Source organism: Streptomyces sp. NPDC002676, from assembly GCF_053592455.1.
This window is the reverse complement of the sequence record NZ_JBSFVT010000017.1, coordinates 51,381-69,186: the sequence shown is the minus strand read 5'-3', so window position 1 is coordinate 69,186 and position 17,806 is coordinate 51,381. Positions and strand designations below refer to the sequence as shown.

General features: G+C 67.6%; 12 protein-coding genes. 5 read left to right on the top strand and 7 right to left on the bottom strand.

Annotation, left to right across the window (positions count from 1 at the left end; genetic code table 11):
* Positions 1-67 precede the first annotated feature (67 nt).
* Positions 68-3,553, top strand: coding sequence for a DEAD/DEAH box helicase (locus ACWD3E_RS33375; RefSeq protein WP_451391341.1), 3,486 nt, complete (start codon positions 68-70; stop codon positions 3,551-3,553).
* A 226-nt stretch (positions 3,554-3,779) separates the two neighbouring features.
* Here ACWD3E_RS33375 and ACWD3E_RS33370 read toward each other — a convergent pair whose 3' ends face one another.
* Positions 3,780-5,261 carry a UvrD-helicase domain-containing protein gene (locus tag ACWD3E_RS33370; RefSeq protein WP_451391277.1) on the bottom strand — a complete coding sequence of 494 codons (1,482 nt, stop codon included), beginning with the start codon at positions 5,259-5,261 and terminating at the stop codon, positions 3,780-3,782.
* Between the two features lie 213 nt (positions 5,262-5,474).
* Positions 5,475-5,738: a helix-turn-helix transcriptional regulator gene (locus ACWD3E_RS33365; protein WP_451391276.1), complete on the bottom strand. Its 264-nt coding sequence runs from the start codon at positions 5,736-5,738 to the stop codon at positions 5,475-5,477.
* Positions 5,739-5,899: 161 nt separating this feature from the next.
* On the opposite strand from ACWD3E_RS33365, the gene ACWD3E_RS33360 reads away from it, so the two are divergent.
* Both ACWD3E_RS33360 and ACWD3E_RS33355 read left to right on the top strand, forming a co-directional pair.
* On the top strand, positions 5,900-6,349 hold the full coding sequence (locus ACWD3E_RS33360) for a hypothetical protein (protein WP_451391275.1): 450 nt from the start codon (positions 5,900-5,902) through the stop codon (positions 6,347-6,349).
* 178 nt (positions 6,350-6,527) lie between these two features.
* Positions 6,528-9,398 carry a hypothetical protein gene (locus ACWD3E_RS33355; RefSeq protein WP_451391274.1) on the top strand — a complete coding sequence of 957 codons (2,871 nt, stop codon included), beginning with the start codon at positions 6,528-6,530 and terminating at the stop codon, positions 9,396-9,398.
* A gap of 407 nt (positions 9,399-9,805) precedes the next feature.
* On the opposite strand, the gene ACWD3E_RS33350 is transcribed toward ACWD3E_RS33355, so the two are convergent.
* Positions 9,806-9,991, bottom strand: coding sequence for a hypothetical protein (locus ACWD3E_RS33350; RefSeq protein ID WP_451391273.1), 186 nt, complete (start codon positions 9,989-9,991; stop codon positions 9,806-9,808).
* Between the two features lie 416 nt (positions 9,992-10,407).
* Here ACWD3E_RS33350 and ACWD3E_RS33345 point away from each other — a divergent pair, with 416 nt between their 5' ends.
* Complete coding sequence (locus tag ACWD3E_RS33345; RefSeq protein ID WP_451391272.1) at positions 10,408-10,914, top strand: DUF6932 family protein; 507 nt, start codon at positions 10,408-10,410, stop codon at positions 10,912-10,914.
* Positions 10,911-11,870 (top strand): hypothetical protein, encoded by a 960-nt coding sequence (locus ACWD3E_RS33340; RefSeq protein ID WP_451391271.1) that lies wholly within the window; start codon positions 10,911-10,913, stop codon positions 11,868-11,870. The genes ACWD3E_RS33345 and ACWD3E_RS33340 overlap by 4 nt, the downstream gene beginning before the upstream one ends.
* A gap of 84 nt (positions 11,871-11,954) precedes the next feature.
* Here the strand turns inward: ACWD3E_RS33340 and ACWD3E_RS33335 are convergent, their stop codons facing one another.
* The 4 genes from ACWD3E_RS33335 to ACWD3E_RS33320 are packed head-to-tail and all read right to left on the bottom strand — an operon-like array spanning position 11,955 to position 17,663.
* Positions 11,955-12,371, bottom strand: coding sequence for a hypothetical protein (locus ACWD3E_RS33335; RefSeq protein WP_451391270.1), 417 nt, complete (start codon positions 12,369-12,371; stop codon positions 11,955-11,957).
* Complete coding sequence (locus ACWD3E_RS33330) at positions 12,368-14,509, bottom strand: integrase (RefSeq protein ID WP_451391269.1); 2,142 nt, start codon at positions 14,507-14,509, stop codon at positions 12,368-12,370. The genes ACWD3E_RS33335 and ACWD3E_RS33330 overlap by 4 nt, the downstream gene beginning before the upstream one ends.
* Positions 14,506-16,239, bottom strand: a complete 1,734-nt coding sequence (locus ACWD3E_RS33325) for a hypothetical protein (protein ID WP_451391268.1) — start codon at positions 16,237-16,239, stop codon at positions 14,506-14,508. The genes ACWD3E_RS33330 and ACWD3E_RS33325 overlap by 4 nt, the downstream gene beginning before the upstream one ends.
* A complete protein-coding gene (locus tag ACWD3E_RS33320) occupies positions 16,236-17,663 on the bottom strand; it encodes a site-specific integrase (RefSeq protein WP_451391267.1) in 1,428 nt (475 codons plus the stop codon). The genes ACWD3E_RS33325 and ACWD3E_RS33320 overlap by 4 nt, the downstream gene beginning before the upstream one ends.
* Positions 17,664-17,806: the final 143 nt, after the last annotated feature.

The following is a 17,806-nucleotide window of genomic DNA, read 5'->3' as shown; positions in this document are numbered from 1 at the left end:
CCTGCCTGCGCTGCGGGACGCCCTCGGACCGCCCCAGCCGGATCAGCTGCCCAGCCCCGAGGAGCTGATGCGCCTCATCGCCGACATCGAGGTCGGGGCGATCATGAACCGTTTCGCCATCGACGACGGGGTGTTGAGCACGGCCTGGTACCTCCACGGCGTGTGTGCGCTGTCTGAGGCGGCCGAGCTGTACACGCCGACGCGGCAGCGCCATGCGTTCGCGGTCAGTGCCCACATCTTCGATCTTGCGCTCGCCGGGACGGAGCGGGGACCCGCGGAGCTGCTGTCGCTCGCCTTCGCCGCGCAGGTGGGCTTTCGGCGCGCGGGTCAGGATCCCAATGCCACGGCCGTCTTTCGCCGGGTGAGCCACCTGTGCCACGGCCCGGCCGCGCTGGGAGCCGTGGAGCCCGGTGATGCACCGCGGGTCACGGTCCAGGACTTCATCGAAACGCTGGCCCTTGAGGCCGGGGTCGCCTTCCTGGGCCTGCAGACCACGGCCGTGCGCACCCTGGTGCGTTACTGGCGGGACGAGCTTGCGGATCTTGCCGAAGAGCTGCAGGAGGCGAACCTGAGCGGAACGCTGTTCGGCCCGGCCGAAGCGGTCGTCAACGCGGTCGCCGCGATGGCAAACTTCCTCACCTACGGCGCCCGGAACCGGCTGGCCAGGGCCGAGGACGCTTTGCGCAGCGTGCTCAACGGCGAAGCCGGCTCGGGGGACCTGAACGCTAGGTGGGTGGCGGCCCATCTGCTGCACCTGCTCGGAGACCTGGCCGAAGGCAGCCTGCACAGCCTCCTTCCCCCGGGCACTCCGCGTGCCGTGGCGCAGGCATTCACCCTGACGTCGCCGCCGGTGCTCACCCTGTGGCCTCCGCAGCGTGAACTGCTCACCCGGCCAGCGGCCAACCCGCTGGATCCCGCGACGGTCCGTCTGTTGGTCAGCGTCCCCACCAGCGCCGGCAAGAGCCTCGTCTCCCAGCTGATCATGTGTACCCACCTGGCGACCGTGCCCGGCCGTGTGATCTATGTGTCGCCGCTGCGGAGCCTGAGCCGTGAGATGCGCCGCTCGCTGCGCGACCGGCTGCGTGTCCTGGATCGCGAACTGGGCTTGGACACCCCGGACTTCCCGCTGTGGGGCGATGCATTCGCCGAGCAGGACGACGAGGCGGACATCGACGTGGTCACCCCCGAGCGCCTCATGCACGCGCTGCGCCACGATCCCCAGCATGCGCTCGGCGACGTGACACTGATCGTGATCGACGAAGCTCATCACCTGGCGCAGGACCAGCGTGGGTTCCTTCTCGAAGGACTGCTCGCCTTCTGCCAGGCGCACCCCGATGCCCCGCGGCTGGTCCTTTTGTCGGCGGCCATCGGCAATGGTGCGGCGCTGGCTCAATGGCTCGACCCCGACGAGCCGGACGTCCTGTTCACCTCCCCGTGGCGGGGTCCGCGGCGCCTGCACGGACTGCTCACCACCAACCCCCTGTGGGATCAGAAGACGACGGTGGCGCGCCGGTCGAAGACCAGGCCCTTGACGACCCGGGTGCCCGTCTCGGTGCGCATCAGCATCCGTCCGGCACAAGCCGCGCGCATCGCCGAACTGACGACCAGCCACGACGACCCGCTCGGTGAACTCGTCTTCGGTCAGCGCGATCCGAAGGACTGGTCCTCCAAGGACGCGAAGAGCACCCCGGCGTACAAGATGTTCGCCCGTGCCGCGAACTATCTTCTGCCCGCGGGCCCGATGCTCGTGGTGACCGGCACCCGGCAGCTGGCGCAGAACACCGCTCGGGCCATGGCGGAGCATCTGCCCGAGCACGAGCCGGCACACCTCCTCGCCGCGGAGCTCAGCGCCCAGCTCGGCGAAGAGCACCCGCTCATCGCGTGTACCCGGCGCGGCGTCGCCTTCCACCATGCGGCCCTGCCCACCGACGTGTTGGAAGCTATCGAGGATGCCCTGCGCAATGACCGCATCCGGGCCGTGGTGAGTACCACCACCCTCACCGACGGCGTCAACCTGCCGGTCCGCACGGTCGTTATCACCGCCGCGCTCAGCGAGGACCAGCGCACCCAGGACAACGGTGTTCCGGGGCTGGACGCCGCGAAGCTGCTCAACGCCGTCGGCCGCGCCGGGCGCGCAGGCCAGGAAAGCGAAGGCTGGATCCTCCTCGCGCTCAACCGCAGGATAGACGCAAGCGATCATGACCTGTTCACGCCCACCGCGGCGGACCTGGAGGTCCAGTCCGCGCTGACCAGCGAGCAGGCGTTGAACGCCCTCGCCGAAGCCGAAGAACTCATCGCTCAGAGCGCTGACGGCGTCCTGGCCGTCGCGCAGTCGCTGGCCAGTGACTTCATCTCCTACGTGTGGTTCGTCCTTGATGCCGATGAACAGCTCGCGGCGGGCGACCCGCTGCATGCCGTCGACCGGCTGTTGGCCATGCAGCAGCTCCCCGACGACATCAAGGTCAGATGGCAGCACCTGGCTGAGCAGACCCACCAGCGATTCCTGGCCACGTCGCCCACCGCACGGCGCCGGTGGACCACGACCGGCACCAGTCTCATGAGCTCCCAAACGCTCGACCGGCTCGCCCGGCGGCTGGCCGAACGCGTCCTGCGCGATTTTGATCCGCAGTCGGTGAGCGCCTGGGACATCCTCGAGCCCGACATCCTGACCCTGGCCCAAACGCTGCAGGTCCTGGACGAGGAGCGCGCCTTCGACGTGCTCCTTGAGCTACCTGAACGACGCCAGGCCTGGGTCTTTCACGACCGGCGTGCCGCCCGGGGACGTGTACGGGTGCCGGTCGACCTCCAGGACGCGATGCACGCCTGGATCGATGGCACGCCCATCCCCGAACTTGCCCGCCAATGGCTTCCCGAGACCCCCGCCGACTGGGCCCTGGAGCAAACCGTCGCCAATATCAGCGAGACCTTCGAGCACTATCTGTCCTGGACGCTCGGGGCGCTCAGCCATCTCACCAACGATCACCTCACCAAGGCGTCGGCTCCTGTGCGCTTGCGTCCCGACACTGCCTGGTGCCTGCGATACGGGGTCGACACCGAGCAGGCCATCCGCCTCCTCACCTCGGGCATCCACTCCCGCACCCTCGCGCACGCCATCGGCCGCCGGGCCGCGGTGGAAGGCATCGCTCCCACCAGCCTTCGCCGGTGGCTGGCGGACCAGCACATCACCCAGTGGCGCACGCTGTACCAGGCAAGTGACCTGGAGATCGAGGACCTCATCGAATACGTCCGCACCCGAAGGCGGAGCCTGCTGCGCGCCCTGTTGAAGGACTCCTTGGCTGAACTCGCCGTGGACGTATATGAACTCGCCGTCTACCCGCCCTGGGAGGCGTGGGGATCCGAGGTGACCCTGCACTGGCCCGAGTCCGGCCCCGCCGAAGAGATCGAAATATCCGATGCCTCGGGACAGGTCCGCGGCCGGGTCCGTGCGGGAGACCACGCGGACCTGGTGGCGGTTCTCCGCAGCGGCCTACCGCTTTCCTTCGCGCTCCACGGAGACCAACTAGTGATCTCCCAGGCGGCCGCTGAACAGTAGCCTGGGCAACCGGCCGGCCGCCTGCGGCACGTGGTTGCCCGACAGGTCGGCTGGCTTGATCGCCTGATCGGGGTCTTCGGCGCGATGGGCACCGTGGCGGTGCACCCATGAGTCCGGCTGCCCAAAGTGGCGGCGCCTTCGCTTCGCGGGCAGCATCCGTGCTGCGGCGTGGCCCCATGGCGCCCGGAGATCAGCGGGCAAGGCCGGGCCCGGCCACGGGGGGCGTTCACGTTCGAGTTACGGCGGGGTTGTCGGGGTGCTGGTGGATCCAGGCCAGGCCGATCGGGTCCAGGTGGTGGCGGGCTCGGGTGACGGCGACGTAGGCCAGGCGGGCTTCTGCCTCGTCGACGGGGCGGGGAGTGGGACGACCTGCGGCATCGACTTCGTCGGGGTTGGCGGGCGGCGTGAAGTCGGGTGCGATGCGCACCCGGGCCCATTCCCGGCCCTTGGCCTTGTGGGCGGTGGACACGGTGACCTGGGCATCGTCTTCGGGGGCGAGTCGGTCGACGGCCTGGAGGATGGCGTCTGGGCCGTGCTCGTCGACGAGGTTGGCGAAGGGCTGCAGGTCGCTGCCGGCGGGGTCGTGCGCGGCGTAGTCGCGCAGGGCCGTCCAGGTGGTGAAGAGCACGAGTTCGGGGTGGTGGGCGCGGCGCCCCTGGATGAGGTCACGGGCGGCCCATGCCAGGGCGCGCAGGGAGTCGCCGCCGCCCACCAGCGCCGTTTTGGTGCCGGTCGCGATGAGGGCGAGGACCTCGGTCATCGCACCGATGTTGGTCCGACACAGCACCGCATCCGGGCGGCCGGCGCTGAATCCGATCGTGGTGGGGATGTCGGGGCTGCCGGACAGCCGGATGGGAGCGTTGCTCAGGGCGAGCCAGCGGTTGGCCTCGCCGGCAAGCGCGGGGCCGAAGCGGAAGGAGCGGGTCAGTGTCAGGTGATGGCCGGTGAATCTCGCCATGGCATCGCGGGCGCCGCGCCAGCCGTAGATGGCCTGCGCCGAGTCACCGACCATGACGATCTGGGTGCGCTCCTGCTGGGCCAGCACGATCTGCTCGAGGACGGGATTGGTGTCCTGGGCCTCGTCCAGCAGCAGGAAGTCGCCGTGCAGCACGGGCTCGGTCAGAGCCCACATCTTCAGATAGTGGTCGTGCTCGAAACGGACCACGCCGCCGCAGGGGTCCTGCAGGTCGGCCCAGGCCTTCACCGCGTAGGGCAGGATCAGATCGGCCAGCTCCGCATGGTCCTCGTCGTCGAGGCCCCGCAGGCGTGGAACGTGATGAGGACCCAGTTCCGTGTCGGCCGACTGGCAGAAACGGGTCACCGTACGCAGCGCGGCGTTGGAGAGTGCTGCTGGCATCAGCCCCGCCTGGCCGATGTCGGCCGGGGCGTTCAGGCCCAGGTCCTGTCCGATCCGCCAGCCGGGCCGGCGGGGGCCGTTGAGGCGGCCGCGGTAGCGGTGGCCGAGGGCGGCGTAGGCCAGCGAGTGGGCCGTCTTGCACTGGACCGTCGAGGGAAAACGGGCGGCGGCGTCCAGGGCGATGGCCCGGTTGAACGCGAGGTAGCGCCCACGCCGCAGGGGCGTCTGCTCCGCGAGGAAGACGAGTGTGGACGTCTTGCCGGTGCCGGCGCCAGCCTGGATGGCGAGATGGCCACCGCTGCGGAATGCCTCCAGGGCGGCTGCCTGTTCGTCGGTCGGGGAAAAGGGCATGAACAGTTCTCTCCGGGAGCTCGAAGCCCACGCCACAGAGCTGTGGGCGCAGGGGACGGTGCCGGAGTGAAACGTGCCAATGGACCCGCCCGTCGCCTACGTACGCGCCGCCCGGTCCGCCCGATGCGGTGACGGGAAGGCGACAAGAATCCGAAATCAGGACGGCTGTGCGAAGGCGCCATCACGTTCGGGTGGCCGGCAGGGCAGCTGGGCTCAGGTATCGGATGCCGGGGGTTCGTGCCCCGTGCACAGCGGACCAAGGAGCTCTCCCAGGGGGATGGCGAAGGCGTGGGCGAGGGCATGCCAGGTCGCCAACGTGCCGATGGTTCGGCCCTGTTCGATCTCGATCAGGGTGCGGCGGGAAAGCCCGCTGCGTGCGGCGAGCTCGTCATAGCTCCACCCGCGCTGCGCACGCAGGCGTGCGAGGGAAAGTCTGAGCGCCGTCGGGTCAGGCTCCGGCGGCGGAAAGATCGTCACCCGTCCATCCGACGGTGCAGACCCCTGCCCTGGCAGTGCAGACCTCTGCCCTATTTGCAGCAGTATGGGAGGGCCTACGGCAGGGCAGGGGTCTGCACTACGGTGCCGGAGCCGCCCGGACGTCGGGGCGGCGACTGACCGATCACGACTTGGAGGGATCGATGTCCATGGCCCTGTCCGCACGCGCCTGGACCGTCACGATCAGCAGTCCGGCGGGGCGGCCGGTGCTGACGTGCAGCGCCTGTATGCAGCCCGCTGCGGCGGTGGGCGCTGCTGGGGTCGTGCAGGTCCGCCGGCATCTCGCGGGCCACCTCGTCGAGTCCCGGTTGCCGCCGCATCTGCGGATCTGTCAGTGCCGGGATAGGTCCTGCGCGTGGCACGGGCGTCAGGGGCCCTGTTCCGGTCCGCTGCGGCTCCTGCTCATCCGGGCGGATCACGGCCGGACCTGGCACCTTGCCGACACCTGTGCGGCCTGTGCCGGCGCGATCCCCTACGCCGCCACTGTCCCGGAGCCTGCGCAGGACGCGACTGCCGGCGACGTGCGGGCGCCCTCGGGTGAGGCTGCGGCGGACCTCGCTGTTGAACCCATCGAATGGGTGGAAGCGCTGTGAGGGACCGTCGCGCTCGTCGGCCCGGGCGAGCGGATCACGCTTGTCAGGCCGGAGCGTGATCAGGCCAGAATCGGCAGATGCATCGAATCTGTGCCGCCGGGCCCCATAGCCTAGACCGCTGATCAATACCGTTGGCCGGGGCTGTCCGGCGCGCAGGCGTGGAAGGGGGTCCGCGGGCATGGACGGGGGGCGCGGAGCTGCACGGGGGTTCTATTACCAGTACCTGCGCACACTGGAGCGGCTGGTCGCGGTGATCGACGATCCGGAGGCTGCCTGTGTCCGGGTGGAGGGCCCGCCACCCGGCGACGCAGGCGCGGACAAGGTCGATTTCGACGTGGTGCACGCGGACGGGACCGTGAGTATGGCGGTTCAGGTCAAGAGCCGGGCCGCGGGCGGCTCCATGAGCGGCGCCCTGGCGCTGGGCGTCTTTTTGGAGATGCTCAACAGCGCGCAGGAGGTGGGCAGTTACTGCCTACTGACTAATGCCCGCCCAGGCGCCAAGGGGGAGCGGCTGAAGGAAGTCCTGTTGGCAGGGTCCGAGCCGCAGGTGCTGCGGCACGCTCTGATGGAACTCTTCAGCGACGCCCCGCAGCGCCGGGACCAGCTGGCGAAGCTGAACGCCGAGGGGCTTGACCGGCTGGCCCGCTGCCGCCTCGAATTCGACCCGCGCGATGACGGCGAGATCCTCGAAGAGCTACGCAACTTGCTGCGCATCATCCGCAATCGCGCGCACCAAGGCCTGGGAGAGGCATCGTCCGGGCTGCTCACCGGCTACCTCATCTCTGAAATCTTCGGCCGCGCCGCCGATGTGACCGGCGAGCGGGCCGCCTTCTCCCTGGCGGAGCTGCGCAGGCTGATACTCGTCGACCCGGCGACGCTGGCGCAGTCCATCGGCACACGCGACTGGGGCACCATCGCGGGGAAGATCCCGGCCATCCCCGATGTACGCCGGCCCAAGCTCATCGATCCACTGCTCGCAGCCTTCCCTGCCAGCCAGACGCACCCCACGCGCCGGGCCACCTTGGTGGGGCCGTCGGGCATCGGCAAGTCCAGCGCCGCCGCCCTCTACATCGCCGAGCGGGCCGATGCCTACGACTTCATCGGCTGGATCGACTGCGAGACCACAGCCTCCACCCATGGCTCGTTCCAGCGGGTACTGGCCGTGCTGGACCCCGAGGCTGTCGGCTCCCCAGAAGCCCGGCCCGATGAAACGCAGCAGGCGGTGCAGAGAGCCCTCGGCCGGCTGCCAGGCCGCTGGCTGCTGGTCTTCGACAACGTGGCCGTGATGCGGCAGACCGAGACCTGGGTGCCCACGGCCAGCCGGGGCGACGTCATCATCACCACGCTGAACGCGGCCACCCATCTGGGCATCGGCGCGGTGGTGCACGTCTGCGCCATGGAACGCCCCGAATCCGTCCAGCTCTTGACCCGGCGCCTTCACCTGGGCGATACCGACGAAGCCCTGTGGCAGGACGCACTGGACCGGCTGGCACACGAACTGGGCGACTGGCCCCTGGCCTTGGAGCTCGGAGCCAGTTACTTCCATACCTGCGGGCTGGGAGTCGACCAGGTCGACCACTACCTCAAGGACCTCAAGCTGCGCTCCTACGCGGATGAGGACATGGTGCCTCTGGGCTACCCCCGCACCCTCGCGGCCGCCCACAACATGTGCATCGACCAGATCGAGGCCCGAATCCGGCCCGGTGTGGTACTCGACACCGCCGCCGTTGCCGTGCAGATGTTCTATGCGGCCGCCTACCTGGCCTCCCACCAGATACCCGCGCACCTCCTGCTCGCCGCGGCGATCAGCAGGGTCGAGGACCTCGATGCCGAGCATCACGGCCCCGTGCTCATTCCCCCGGAGACGGTCAACATCGGGGAGGCGCTGCGCGAGCTGGCCCGCTTCTCGCTCATCAAAAACGATCTCTCCTTGCCGCCCTCGTACGGCGAGACGATGCCCGGGGCCGACCGTGCCCTGTCCATCAATACGGTCAGCCAGGAACTGATGCGGGAACGCCTCGCGAAGCACCCGGCACAGTCGGCGGCGATCGATCAACTGGGCGGGCATGTGGAGCGCTGGCTCACCGGGCCCGCACAGCTGGGCGAGCTGGAACGGGTGCAGATTATGCAGTCGCACGCCGAGATGCTCCTGGAACACATCGACCGCCTCAACCTGCCCAGCGAGCGCGCCGCCCTCCTCTGCGGCAACCTCGCCGCCCCCTACTACCTGCAGGGAGATGCCGTACGAGCCGAGGAACTCTATCTGCGCGAGCTCGACTACCTGGCGAGGGCCGGCTCGCACAATGACGCCCTCGTCACCCAGACACGGTTCGCTCTGGCTGCGATGACGATCCAGGTCCACGAGCTCGGCATGGCCAGACGGCCGACGCTCAAGACCACGCTCGGCGACGCGATCAGCCACCTGGAGTTCGTCCTCCATCAGGCGCGGTCCTGGGTGTACGACTACCCCAAGGCGGCCATGAAACTGGCTATCGAGTCGCGGCTGCTGATCCAGGCATCGACTATCCCGGGGGACATCGCTACAAGGCTTGCGCTGCTCAACGACGCCTTCACAGACCTGGAGTCCCGCATCGAGCCGACTCCGTACGCCGAACAACACGCAAGCCTGCAACAAGCAGAGGACTGCTTGCGAAACCACCGCTACGCCGAAGCGGAATCGCACTGCCGAGACCTGCTGGGGCAGGGGGTATCGGGACTGCTCGAGGTAGAGGCCCGCCGTCGCCTCATTGAAGCCCTCGCGGGGCAGGCCAGTTGGGATGAGGCGATCGGTGAAGTCATCTACTGGCAGCAGGATGCGATGGCTCCGCGACTCTTCCGCTCTGCCATTGTGGATCTGATCCGGAATATCTGCGTCAGCTGCGCATCGGCTTTCGATACAGGGGATGCAGGCGCTCTGCGGCTGTTGGAGTGCGTGGTCGACTGGCCCGATCTTGACGAGTTCATCGCCGTAGGCTCCGATGCAGACCACTACGCCATCACCAGCGCCCGCGCGCTCCGGGACCTGATCCGCAATGCAGCCATGGGATGAGCCAGACCGGGCACGGTCGCGTCCGCCGTTGGCGGTGGTCATGGCGAGTTTGTGGGTCGCCCAGAAATGCTGCATCCAGTGCGGATGCGTGATTTCCCGCAGTGCGGTGCCGATATTGCCGCGCAGCAGTTTGGTGAGCTTCTTGCCGTCGAGGATGCGTTCGCGGACATCGGCGTTCTGCAGGGGACCGAGGCATTGCGCCGCGGTGAAGAGGTCCTCGGTGTCCAGACGGTCTGCAGGAATCTCTCCGGCCTCCTGGAGCGCGGTGGCGAGCTCACGGACCTGCTGGGGTGCGGGGAGGTCCCGTGCCAGTGCAGAGCGAGCAGAGCGGCCAGGGCGTCCGTGTGCGTGGGCCGCAGGACACGGCCCTCGTAGCGAACGCGTTCGGCCCACTCGACCGCCTCGATCTACCGCTGTCGACCGGTCAGTTCGGCGAGGTCCTCCTCGGCGAGCGCAGCTGCTCGGGCGGGAGTGCCCGGGCGGGTGTTGCCGTCGTAATGCCTCCAGGAAGGGCTGCCGGCGCCCCAGGACAGCGCTCGTGCGGTGACCATGGTCTGCCAGCGGGGGTCGTTCTCGCCGCGTTCAGGCGACATGCCGTGCACACCGCAGGCCGGGAGCGGACGACGGGTAGGCAGGCTTGGTGCGCGGATCGCGGAGATTGGCCTTGGCCAGCGCAGACAGCCCGCAACCGGTGGGATATCGCTTGCCGCGGATGCGATGGGCGAAGGCCGATGAGGCGGGTGACTTCGCGGGCTGCGAGGTCCAGAGGGTCATTGAGGGCCTGCGTGTGGCGCCCTCCGGTGCTGGCGAGGGGGTCGCGTACTGGCTGAGGCGGCGTGGGGTGCTGATGGGATGGATCGGCTTGGTCCTGCATGAGTCCCTGGGGCAACGCTGGGTTCCTGTTTCCCCTCGCAATACTGACGTTCCTATTTCTGGGTATGGCCTCCCTAGATAGGGTGGCCGCCTGGGATGGGCGGATGGTCGGCGCGAGCTGGCCTAAGGGGGGAATGTGATTCCAGCGCTCACAGAAATTGGTGTGCTGCCGCCGGGTCGTCACGCTGCGACATTGGCCGAGATCGAAGAGCTTTTCGTCGAGCAGGCTCCGCATGCCGAGCACCGCAGACGCATCTTCCGAGCCTTTGAGTTGTACGCCGACATGATCAAGGACGTTCTTGAACGAGGAACCTTCTGGGTGGATGGTGGGTTTTGCTCTCATAAGGCTGCTCCACCGGAGGACCTGGACTTGGTCGTGCTCATCGACCGTGACCTGCCTCTGACAGACAAGGATCATGAGCGGCTCATCCCTCTGTTCACCCTCCAAGGAGTCCAGGCCGGCCAGCCTGAGGTGTGGGCGAACCGTGTGCAGCCCATGGGGGGCTTGATAGACAGCTTCGCCGTGGTCGCCGGTGTTCCTGAGATAGAGGAGTATTGGGACGCGACGTGGTCCAGCGTCAAAGGTCCTGATGGGCAGCTCGTCCCTGGGGCGGTTAAGGGATATCTGGAGGTGAGCTGGTGAGTAACGATCTTCGCGACAAGTATGCCCGTGCCCTGCAGGCGACTGAGGGGACCGATCCGCTCTCCCGGCTCGCCCGGGCAAGCCTCCAGGCTTCGGCAGTGAAGTTCAGCGGCCTCGGGCTGCTGCAGACGGCTGCCGGACCGGGATTCAAGTTTCGGCTCGCCAACCCTGACAACGGAGGGCTGATCGCCGCTCACGAGGTGGGCGACTTCCTTCAACGCGTGCAGAAAGCCGTGGCTCGCCTGGCCAAGGCCCGACGCGTCCGCCGTGCCGACGTCGTCAGACTGCAGCCGATGGATCTTGTGGCTGCCCGGCTCGACGTCGCCGCTTCCATGGCCGGTTCGATCATTGTGGACCTGCAGCCCCACGCGCCGACAGTTGAGGACAACCAGGACGATCTGGCTCCGGCCGGTGTGTCGTGGGCTGAGATCGGTGCGGTCGAACTCGTCCGGGCCCTGCCCGAGGGGCCCGACGACGAAGCGTCGATGGACTCATTGTTCAGTGCCTCCCCGGTGATGCGGCGGGCGGTCGCGGACCTGATCGCCGACCTGCCCAACCCGAACCTGGACATCAGCCTGGCTGTCCAACGCGGAACCGGTGAGCGAATCTCTTCCGTCCTCTCCGCCGGACAGGCTGCGACGCTCCGCGAACGGCTGGGCGTCATCCGTGAAGAACGGGAGATCATCCGGCTGCAGGGGCGCCTCGACGGACTGCGGACCCGCAGGCAGATCTTCTATTTCGAGCCCCCGACCGGCAGCGAGATCCACGGATTCGTGGACGATTCGCTGGTCAGTGTGGTGAAAGAGCATCTGGATCAAGAAGTCGAAGTGAGGCTTGAGAGCTTCGTTCTTCGCTCAGCTGCAGGGAGGCGAAGCCAGCGGCGCTATCGGCTCATCGAGGTTGCCGGGCAGCAGTCCCAGCTCCCGCCTGACACCGAACTCGACGAGGACGAGTAGCGCGGCCAGCAGTAAACGGACTGGATGCCTTGGGGCCCGGCAAGACCGGGCCCCAAGGCCAGGTGATTCAGGACGGCCCGTGACTTATCGGCGTCTCGGACGCAGCCGGGTGACATTGCTGGCCCCGGGCGAGGACGGCTGCGGGGCGTCCCTCGCTTGGGTCAGAACAGCACTGGCGAGGGTGAGCCGGGTGACCTGCTGGCGTAGTTCTTCGATCTCGGCGTTCTGGTCCTTGACGGTCTGCCGAAGCCGGGCGTTGGTCTCCCGCAGCTTCCTCTCGGACTCGGGGACCTGTGAGGTCTCGTTCCGGACACGTTCGTAGAAGTGGTTCTTCAGATCGACGTGCCGTTTCATGAGGGCCATGCGGTGGACGTCGGCCTCGATGGCGAGGGCCTTGACGGTGAGACTCCCGTCCGAGGCTGTCGGTGTCCCGGCGAGGAGCCGGTCGATGGCTTCGCGGATCCGGGTCCGCTCGTCGTCGTGACGGGGTTGGAGGGTCATGCGCTGGCCTTTGCGGATAGAGAGGTGGCGTCGTGGGCATCGGCTATTTCTCGGAGCCGGTCGGCATTGGCTTTGAGCCGCTGGCCGAGCGGGCCGGGTGACGCATTGGCCTGCTGATCGAGTTGGTCGGCGCGTTCTCGCATGAGGAGGGCGTGGGTGTCGGTGCGGACGGTGTTGCCGCAGCCGGGCCGGCAGTCGTACTGCTTGGGCGCGTTCGCCCCCGGCTCCGGCTCGCAGAGTGCCTTGTCCCGCTTGAATGCGCAGATCAGCATGGCCTCGGGGTTGTCGAAGAGGACGATTCCGTTCCGGTCGAGGAACTGGGCGGCCTTCTTCGCGAACGTCGCGGGAACGATCCGGCCCTCGAACCGCGGGGTCGTGGCGGCTGCGGTCAGCGCCCTGCGGGCGGCCGGGCCGGAGACCTTCTCCCCCGCGGCCAGACGATCACTTAGCCGGGCGGCAGTATCTGCGGCCGCGAGGGCGGTCTCGACATCGAGGACGCTGTGGATGCCACCGCGGCTGCGGGAGCCGTAGCCGCTGGATGTTCGGGCGTCCAAGACGGTTCTCATGTGCCCGTACTGAATCGCGAGTGCCACCAGCCCGCCAGGACGGCGGGCAATGTGCCAGGCCAGAGTCCGGCGGAACCGCGACATCCCGATCGCTCCGTGGGGGTCCTGCGGAATGATCTGATCGGACAGCCCCTGAGTCTTGGCCTCGCGATTCACCCAGTCGACGAACTTATCGATCCGGTCGTTCAGCGCAGTGTTCTTCAACACCCCGTTGTATCCACGTTGGAAGGGAATGTCATGGTGGCTGGCGCTGAGGAGGAGCTCCCCGTCGGGGACCATCCGTTCCAGGACGCGAATCGCGTGGACAACCGGGGCGATCGCCACCCAGGGAACCTCGCGTTCCTCGCCTGCGGAAACGTGGGTTCCGTCCTCGTCGATGACGTTTTTGTAGTGCTGGCTGCGGATCAGATGCCGCCCGGGGGAACCATCGGGTGCGGGTGCGGGATCAGGGCAGCAACCTGATCGCAATCCCTGCACCTCCTGTGGGCGCATACCGGTCAAATATAGACAAAGAATAACTGCGGCTGTGCCGAGGTGCCGCATCAGCTCGGCGGCCTCATCGAAGTCAATGTGTTCGCGCCACGGCTTCCCGTCGATTCGACCGGTGACCGGTACTTGTAGAGGACACGGGCCCGGCCGCTCGGTGACCAGGGCGGACAACTGGTGCTGTGCGGTGAACCGTTCCACCTGGCTGGGGGTCGCGCCGGTGAGGGCAGATAGGTAAGTGCGGGCCGGGGCGCGCTGCCCCTTCCACTGAACGGAGGGCAGAGGAGAGCCCGACCGGATGAGAGGCAGTAGGAACTCCTTGAGCGCGACACGACTCTCCGGGGTCGCCTCGTTGGCTGCGGCGGCGGCGAACAGGCGGTCTCTTTCGGCCCAGGCCGCGAGGATGTCGTCGGCGAAGTCGTCGACGAAACGGATCGCCCAGACCAGCAGAGGACCCAGGACCTGCGGGTCCAGCGGCTCTGTACTGTTCTCGCCGTGCGCCGCGTCGTCAGCTGAAGGAAGAAAGTCATCGACTCCCTCGACCTCCCACGGAGGCCGGATGACGCCTGCGGGCTGGGCGCTGAGCTGATCGAACGCCCATAGATCCGTCAACCTGCCGCAGACCTTCTCCGCGTGACCGCGGGAGATCTTGCTGCAGCGTTCGGAGATGTAGGCCCGCCACACATGCTCGGTGCAGTCGGCGAGACTGGTGAAGCGACGCTTGTGCAGCCACCGTGCCAGCCGTATCCATTCGTTGCAGGTGTCCCGAATGTCAAGGGCGGATGTCCTAGCCCGGGCTCCGACCCCTCGGCCCTTGAGGTAGGTGGGCCGGAGCTGGCCGTTGATCATCGTCCAGGTGACGAGCTTCATCTCGCCGAGTAGGAGAGCCGGACAGCGTCTCCATTGGATCTTTACCAGCCGGGTGCTGGGGTTGTCGATGAGCGGGCCCAGAGGCCAGACGGCTTCACAGTAGAGGGAGTTGGGGTGGGTGTTGCCCGGGCTGATCCACTGAGGTAGCACCGCCGGGGTGTCCGGGCCGGGAAGAGGCAGGATGTAGGGGTCGTATTCCGCAGCAAGGCTGGTCACGGGGCGAGGTCGCCTTTCACCAGGAGTTGGACAATGGTGCGGTCGGTCTCGCTGACGCGGGCCAAGGACGCCTCCCAGGCACCCGAGCCGACCTTCCTGCGCAGGTCTTCCAGCCGCAGCAGATGATCGTTCCAGCGCTCGCGGAACATGCGGTCCTCCAGGACGGACTGCAGACTCACGATCTGCTGGTGCAGGTGGGCGAGCCGGGGGTGATGGCCGGGGTGGACGTATGCGTTTGCGCAGGCCAGGCAGAGCAGGAAGTCCGCTCCGCAGCCGCCCTCGGGAGCCGGCCAGGGGCTGGTCTCCTCGTCTTCGCAATCCACCGTCGCTGTCTCCTGATGCTCCGGATCCGGCTCGTTGGCGATCTTCCCGCCGAAGACGGCAGCTCGGGCCTGGTCCAGGGCGTCGAGGGCACCGTCGGTGAACACGTTCCGCGAAGCGCGTTGAACCCTCTTGTCGGGCAGCACATAGACGCTCTCGTGAGTTCGCTGGGTGTGCTGCAGAGGGCGACCCTCGTCCGTCACCGTTGTCCGGCGGATCCGCTGGAACGGCGCCCCGCCGAGCCCGTTGCTCTCGGCCCACCACCGAGACATCGCGTCCGAGACGCCAAAGGTCAGGGGCCACTGCGGGGCCGGCCGGTCCAGATCCGCGTGCTTGTCCCCGGACTGGTAGGCGCGAGCGACCATCAGAAGATCGGCACCGGGCTTCAGCCGGTGGGCCATGGCCCGTGCGTGCGCAGTGGCCTCCAGCGCCTGAGTGATCAGCCTCCCGAGCGAGTCGGCTCCTGAATCGGTGATGTTCTCGGTGGAGAACCACCGTCCGCCGCCTGCTCTGCGCTTCTCGACCTGAACCTGATAGGTCACCGAGGTGGTCTCGCCGGCCGACGGCGCCGCAGTTGGCGCCGGCATACGGTCATAGAAGGACAGATTCCATCCGAACCTGTCCGTCAGTAGGACTGCCAGCGCGGTGAGCTCACCACGGGTCAAGAAGAGCCTTCCCCACGTCTGCTCGGGCCCCCGGCCGCCCAGCAGCTTGTGGTTCGTCACGCCGGACTGTCCGCTCGGGTAGAGAGTGCGGGGGACATCGCCAGTGCAGGCGAGGTGGTCCAGAATCCTCCCGATCTTCCACTCGCGGCTTCCCCTGGCGAGATCGCCGCCCCGCCAGCGGTTCAGCAGGCGCGTGTTCTCACCGATCCGCAGCCAGGCCGACCGGAACTGGCGCTGAGCGGTCAGTGCCACCCGTTCCCACTCGGCCTCCTCATAGGACTGCTTGCTCGACTTCGACCGCGGGATCCGACGGGCCAACACCTCCGCCATGGGCCCAGTCGCCAACCGAGGGTCCCGTCGCAGGGCCGTGCGAACCGCTGCCTGCTTGTTCCTGCCGCTGCTGGTGCCCTTGTTCTCGTCCCGCCAGCTCTGCATCACGCTGACGGTCAGACCATCCAAGTCCTTCGGCGGACTGTCCAGCTTGGCGAGAAACTCTGTGAACAACTTGATGTTCGACCAGAAACTCCGACCGGATCTGTGACTCGTCCAGTTCCTGGACTGGTCGGCGAACGCGTTGGCCAGGGACCGCTGCATCGGCTCAGCAACAGGAAGTTCGGCGAAGTCGAACTCCTTCTTGTAGCCCGCCTTGTTGGTGATTGTGACGACCAGCCCGTCCGGGGCCAGCGGCGGATCGACGCGGTGATCGGGCGGCGGCGGGACCGCCCTGCGCCCCCGGCCGCTCACGACGCCGCCCCGAGAAGCGTGTCAATGTCCTGGATCCCGGCTGTCTCCCGGGCCAGCCGGGCGAAGACGCCGTCCAGATCCTCCGTGCCCTTGTCCTGGTCGTCAGTGGTATCGGCCATGGCCAGGATCGATTCGAGCTGCAGGTGAGCGACAGGCGAAAGATAGTGCCGTTTCGTCGTCTCCACGTCCGAATGACCGAGGATCGTCTTCACCAGCCACCACGGGTCGCCGAACAGCAGGGCGAAGTCCCGCCTCTCGGCCTTCGTGAGTCCGTAACGGGTCTCCACCAGCTGGTTCAGCACGATCAGCAGATAGAGCGCCGCCGAGTGCCGGGTCGAGTGTGGGGTGGCGTACGGGCTCTTGGCCCGCATCGCTGCCAGCCGCAGATCACGGGTGACCTTCCGCTCCTTGTCGGTCAGCAGGACCTTCTCGCAACGCTGGTTCGCCGTTCTGAAGACCCCGTTCCACCGCCCGGGTGGCATGGGCATGCCCTGCTCGGTCAGCCATAGATACGCGGGTTCCGGCCCCTCCGGCCCCTCCAGGAACAGCGACTGCCGTTCCATCCAGCCCAGCCGGCTCAGCTCCCGCTCGCCGACGACGCCGTTCCGGTCGACCCACTCGACCTTCGGCTTCAGCCCGCCAGTCACCCGGGTGATGAGCCGTATCTGGGGCAGCCGTTCGTAGCGGCCCTTCGCCTGAGCTCGCGCGATGGCCCAGGCCCGCTCGGACTGGATGTATGCCTCAACCTGGCCGACCGCATCGACCGAGACGTAGAAGACCCGGCTGTTCTTCGACCGCGTCACCGCCCCCGCTATTCGCCCATGGCAGTAGCGCCCGTGCCGTAGCCGCTGAGTGGGCAATTCGAACGTCAGCAGTGACCCGCCTTCCTGCCGCCGTAGAGCCGACGACAGCAGCAGCTGCACGAAGCTGGTGTTCCGTATCTCCGTCCGCGAATCCCACCCCGGCGCCGGTATCCCGCCTCGGCCGTGGCCGCGCAGGCCGACGTCCGACCACAGGCCCCAGGTCCGCGGCGTCAGCCACGACACACGCGAGCTGACTGAGTCCGCCGCCCGGTCCTCTGGCCGCGAGATATCCACCGGCATGAGACGCACCCCAGCCCACTTGAACAGCTTCGTGAAGGCCGCCGCCTCCCGATCCCACTTCGTTCCGCTGATCTGCCCCGGGTTCTCCGGCGCCTCGCACCGCCAGTCCCGAAAGTCCCCCAGGTCCTGCTGAGTCGCCTGCCGCCACTCGACATTCCGCGAGGACAGAAACTCCAGCAGTAGACGCATATCCGTCGAGTAATTCCGCTTCGACTCACGCTCCATATTCCGGAAGGTGCTCGACCGGACGAAATCCAGAAGATCCGCATCGACCATTCCGTCCGGCCGTACGAACACCGGATCACCCGGCTTCAGGCCCATCCGGGCCACCGCTTCCGGCAGATCCCGAACCCCCAAAACACCCTCAGCCGGGAGCGTCCCCCACCGACCTGGGTCCGGTACCCGCACTACTCGCCACGTACTCAATTGCTGTCACTCCCGACGCTTGAACTCACTCAATCATC